The sequence below is a fragment of the Methylobacterium oxalidis genome (assembly GCF_007992195.1).
Classification (GTDB): Bacteria; Pseudomonadota; Alphaproteobacteria; order Rhizobiales; family Beijerinckiaceae; genus Methylobacterium; species Methylobacterium oxalidis.
In genome coordinates this window covers 1-4604 of sequence record NZ_BJZU01000067.1, presented here as the reverse complement: position 1 = coordinate 4604, position 4604 = coordinate 1, and the positions used below count along the sequence as shown (strand labels likewise).

Here is a 4604-nt window from a genome sequence, read left to right as displayed (position 1 = left end):
GTCCGCGGGTTCTCGCTCGGTGCGTTCGAGGCCGTGTTGAGCATTCTCTTCCGTACGTCCCGTGATGATGGCCGGTTTGGCCCGCATCATGCCTCACTCGCCGCGGCCGCACCACACGCATCCCTGCGCTATCCCGCCGCCGTGTGTTTCGTGAGAAGAAAAAATCATTACCATCGGTTGACGAGCCGGCATACCTGTGCGAGCAATTCCTTCGAACCTGATCAGGCGAGGAACGAGGCCATGTGTGGGATCGTCGGGCTGTTTCTGAAGAAGCCGGAGCTTGAGCCGCAGCTCGGCACGCTGCTCGCCAAGATGCTCGAGACCATGACCGATCGCGGGCCCGACAGCGCGGGCTTCGCCGTCTACGGCTCCGACGCGGCGGGCGTGAAGCTGACCCTGCGGGGGCCGGACCGGGCGAGCCTCGCCGACGCGGCGGCGCGCCTCGAGGGCGCCCTCGGCGAGGGCGTGGAGCGCGTCGAGCGCGACACCCACACCGTCCTCTCCGTCCCAGCCGCGCGCGAGGACGAGGTCCGGACCTGGCTGAAGGCCAACGCGCCGGGCATCGACGTGGTCAGCGCCGGCCGCCGCATGGAGATCTACAAGGAGGTCGGCCTGCCCGCCTCCGTCGCCGAGCGCTTCGACCTCTCCGGCATGTCCGGCAGCCACGGCATCGGCCACACCCGCATGGCCACCGAGAGCGCCGTGACCACCAACGGCGCGCACCCGTTCTCCACGGGCACCGACGAGTGCCTCGTGCACAACGGCTCGCTCTCGAACCACAACGACCTGCGCCGCCGCCTGGAGCGCGAGGGCCTCTCGTTCGCCACCAAGAACGACACCGAGGTCGCCGCCGGCTACCTGAGCTGGCGCATGCGCGAGGGCGCCTCGCTCAAGGAGGCGCTGGAATCGAGCCTGACGGACCTCGACGGCTTCTTCACCTTCGTGGTCGGCACCGAGACGGGCTTCGCCGTCGTGCGCGACCCGATCGCCTGCAAGCCCGCCGTGATGGCCGAGACGGACGATTACGTCGCCTTCGGATCCGAGTACCGCGCGCTCGTCGGCCTGCCCGGCATCGACAAGGCCCGCGTGTTCGAGCCGGAGCCCGCCAAGGTCTACGCCTGGGAGCGCCACTGATGCCGACCTTCGACCTGAACCGCTCGTCCCTGCGCGAGCTCAACCGGGCGCTGCACGCCCTGCGCGCCGACACCAACGAGACCCACTGGACCGTGAGCGGCCCGGACGGGCGCCACGCCGTCGCGGCGGGGCTCGACGCGCCGGTCACCGTCGAGATCGAGGGGAACGTCGGCTACTATTGCGCGGGCATGAACAAGCTCGCGAGCGTGATCATCAACGGCAACGCCGGCGTCGGCGTGGCCGAGAACATGATCTCCGGCTTCGTCCACGTGCGGGGCGACGCCAGCCAGTCGGCCGGCGCCACGGCCCACGGCGGCCTCCTCGTGATCGACGGCAACGCGGGCGCGCGCTGCGGCATCTCGATGAAGGGCGTCGATATCGTGGTGAAGGGCTCGATCGGCCACATGTCGGCCTTCATGGCCCAGGCCGGCTCGCTGACCGTGCTGGGCGATGCCGGCGAGGCGCTCGGCGACTCGCTCTACGAGGCCAAGCTCTTCGTGCGCGGCTCGGTGAAGAGCCTCGGCGCCGACTGCGTCGAGAAGGAGATGCGCGACGAGCACCGCGAGCAGCTCTACGCCAAGCTGAAGCTGGCCGGGCTGGCGGGCGAGGTCGATCCGGGCGAGTTCCGCCGCTACGGCTCGGCCCGCACCCTCTACCACTTCCACGTCGACAACGCCGGAGCCTACTGATGGCCGAGCACTCGAAGGACCCGCGCGCCACCCCGCGCACCAAGCCGCGCTTCTCGGCCACCTTCACGCCCGACGTGATGTCCGAGATCCGCCGCGCCGCGGCCACCGGCATCTACGACATCCGCGGCGCCGGCGCGAAGCGCCAGCTCCCCCACTTCGACGACCTCCTGTTCCTCGGCGCCTCGATCAGCCGCTACCCGCTCGAGGGCTACCGCGAGCGCTGCGGCACCGAGGTCGTGCTCGGCTCCCGCTTCGCCAGGAAGCCGATCGAGCTGAAGACCCCGGTGACGATCGCCGGCATGAGCTTCGGCTCGCTCTCGGCGAACGCCAAGGAGGCGCTCGGCCGCGGCGCCACGCTCGCCGGCACCTCGACCACCACGGGCGACGGCGGCATGACGCCGGAGGAGCGCGGGCACTCGCAGAAGCTCGTCTACCAGTACCTGCCGTCCCGCTACGGCATGAACCCCGACGACCTGCGCAAGGCCGACGCGATCGAGGTGGTGATCGGGCAGGGCGCCAAGCCCGGCGGCGGCGGCATGCTGCTCGGCCAGAAGATCACCGAGCGCGTGGCCGGCATGCGCTGCCTGCCCCCGGGCGTCGACCAGCGCTCGGCCTGCCGCCACCCCGACTGGACCGGCCCGGACGATCTGGCCATCAAGATCGAGGAGCTGCGCGAGGTCACCGACTGGGAGAAGCCGATCTACGTGAAGGTCGGCGCCTCGCGGCCCTACTACGACACCGCGCTCGCCGCGAAGTCGGGCGCCGACGTGGTGGTGCTCGACGGCATGCAGGGCGGCACGGCGGCGACCCAGGACGTGTTCATCGAGCATGTCGGCATCCCGACGCTCGCCGCGATCCGCCCGGCCGTTCAGGCGCTGCAGGATCTCGGCCTGCACCGGCAGGTGCAGCTCGTCGTCTCGGGCGGCATCCGCTCGGGCGCGGACGTGGCCAAGGTGCTGGCGCTCGGCGCCGACGCGGTGGCGATCGGCACGGCGGCGCTGATCGCGCTCGGCGACAACGACCCGCGCTGGGAGGCCGAGTACGAGGCGCTCGGCACGACGGCCGGCGCCTACGACGACTGGCACGAGGGCAAGGACCCGGCCGGCATCACCACGCAGGACCCGGAGCTGATGAAGCGCCTGGATCCGGAGCTCGCGGGGCGGCGGCTCGCCAACTACCTCGCCGTGATGACGCTGGAGGCGCAGACCATCGCGCGGGCCTGCGGCAAGAGCCACCTGCACAACCTCGAACCGGAGGATCTGGTGGCGCTGACGATCGAGGCCGCCGCCATGGCGCAGGTGCCGCTTGCCGGCACCGGCTGGATCCCCGGAAAGACGGGCATCTGAGACGAGAGGAAGGGCCGCCCCGACGCCGGGGGCGGCCCTTCCTTGCTTCTGGTCAAGAACAAGCAGCCGACCGACCCTGGGAGGGTTTTTGCGATGACGCTCGATCTCGAGACCGCCGCCAGGGAGCGCGGCATCAAGTATTTCCTCGTCTCCTACACGGACCTGTTCGGCACGCAGCGCGCCAAGCTCGTGCCGGCCGCCGCCATCAAGGGCACCTGCAAGAACGGCGCGGGGTTCGCGGGCTTCGCCACCTGGCTCGACATGAGCCCGGCCGACGCCGACCTGCTGGCCATGCCGGACCCGGACGGGCTGATCCAGCTGCCCTGGAAGCCCGAGGTGGGCTGGCTGCCGGCCGACCTCGTGATGGACGGCAAGCCCGTCGAGCAGGGGCCGCGCAACATCCTCAAGCGCCTGATCAAGGACGCGGCCCGCGACGGCCTGCAGATGAAGACCGGCGTCGAGTGCGAGTTCTTCCTGATCACGCCCTGCGGCTCGGAGCCCGCCGACCTCGCCGACAAGCAGATGAAGCCCTGCTACGACCAGTCGGCCCTGATGCGCCGCTACGACGTGATCACCGAGATCTGCGACGCGATGCTGAGCCTGGGCTGGAAGCCCTACCAGAACGACCACGAGGACGCGAACGGCCAGTTCGAGATGAACTGGGACTACGACGACGCCCTGGTGACGGCCGACCGGCACGCCTTCTTCAAGTACATGACCCGCTCGATCGCCGAGAAGCACGGCCTGCGGGCGACCTTCATGCCCAAGCCCTTCATGGAGCTGACGGGCTCGGGCTGCCACGCCCACGTCTCGGTCTGGCGCGACGGCGAGAACATCTTCGCCGACCGCTCGGACGAGATCGGCATGTCGCAGGCGGGCTACCACTTCATCGGCGGCCTGATCCACTCGGCCGACGCGCTCGCCGCGATCACCAACCCGTGCGTGAACTCCTACAAGCGCATCAACGCGCCGCGCACCACCTCGGGCGCGACCTGGGCGCCCAACACCGTGACCTACACGGGCAACAACCGCACCCACATGATCCGGATTCCGGACGGCGGCCGCTTCGAGTTCCGGCTCGCGGACGGCGCGGCCAACCCCTACCTGCTGCAGGCCGGCATCCTGGCGGCGGGCCTCGACGGGATGCGCAACCGGCGCGATCCGGGCAAGCGCCTCGACATCAACATGTACACGGACGGGCACACGGTCGAGGGCGTGAAGCAACTGCCCTTGAACATGCTCGACGCGATGCGGGCGCTCGACCGCTGCGACGTGCTCAACGACGCGTTCGGGGCCTTCGTGCCGAGCTACCTCAAGCTCAAGCAGGACGAGTGGAACGCCTACTGCCGCCACCTGACGCAGTGGGAGCGCGACAACACCCTCGACTGCTGAGGGCGGATACCGGAGCAGGAAGCGGGTCGCGCGCGGCGGCCCG

The 4604-nt window shown here is 70.1% G+C and carries 4 protein-coding genes; all 4 read left to right on the top strand.

The genetic code is table 11. From position 1 onward, the window contains the following. The first annotated feature begins 240 nt into the window (after nt 1–240). The 4 genes from MOX02_RS16760 (at nt 241) to glnT (ending at nt 4561) form a co-directional block, all read left to right on the top strand. On the top strand, nt 241–1134 hold the full coding sequence (locus tag MOX02_RS16760) for a class II glutamine amidotransferase (protein ID WP_147026945.1): 894 nt from the start codon (nt 241–243) through the stop codon (nt 1132–1134). Continuing rightward, nucleotides 1134–1823: a GltB/FmdC/FwdC-like GXGXG domain-containing protein gene (locus tag MOX02_RS16755; RefSeq protein ID WP_147026944.1), complete on the top strand. Its 690-nt coding sequence runs from the start codon at nt 1134–1136 to the stop codon at nt 1821–1823. The genes MOX02_RS16760 and MOX02_RS16755 overlap by 1 nt, the downstream gene beginning before the upstream one ends. Then, entirely contained in the window at nt 1823–3169 is a 1347-nt protein-coding gene (locus tag MOX02_RS16750) for an FMN-binding glutamate synthase family protein (protein ID WP_147026943.1), read from the top strand. The genes MOX02_RS16755 and MOX02_RS16750 overlap by 1 nt, the downstream gene beginning before the upstream one ends. 93 nt (nt 3170–3262) lie before the next feature. Continuing rightward, nucleotides 3263–4561, top strand: coding sequence for a type III glutamate--ammonia ligase (glnT, locus tag MOX02_RS16745; protein WP_147026942.1), 1299 nt, complete (start codon nt 3263–3265; stop codon nt 4559–4561). The last annotated feature ends 43 nt before the right edge of the window (nt 4562–4604 follow it).

Coding starts and splice junctions, on each gene's coding strand:
- MOX02_RS16760 (WP_147026945.1), top strand. CDS start 241: ATGTGTGGGATCGTCGGGCTGTTTCTGAAGAAGCCGGAGCTTGAGCCG.
- MOX02_RS16755 (WP_147026944.1), top strand. CDS start 1,134: ATGCCGACCTTCGACCTGAACCGCTCGTCCCTGCGCGAGCTCAACCGG.
- MOX02_RS16750 (WP_147026943.1), top strand. CDS start 1,823: ATGGCCGAGCACTCGAAGGACCCGCGCGCCACCCCGCGCACCAAGCCG.
- glnT (WP_147026942.1), top strand. CDS start 3,263: ATGACGCTCGATCTCGAGACCGCCGCCAGGGAGCGCGGCATCAAGTAT.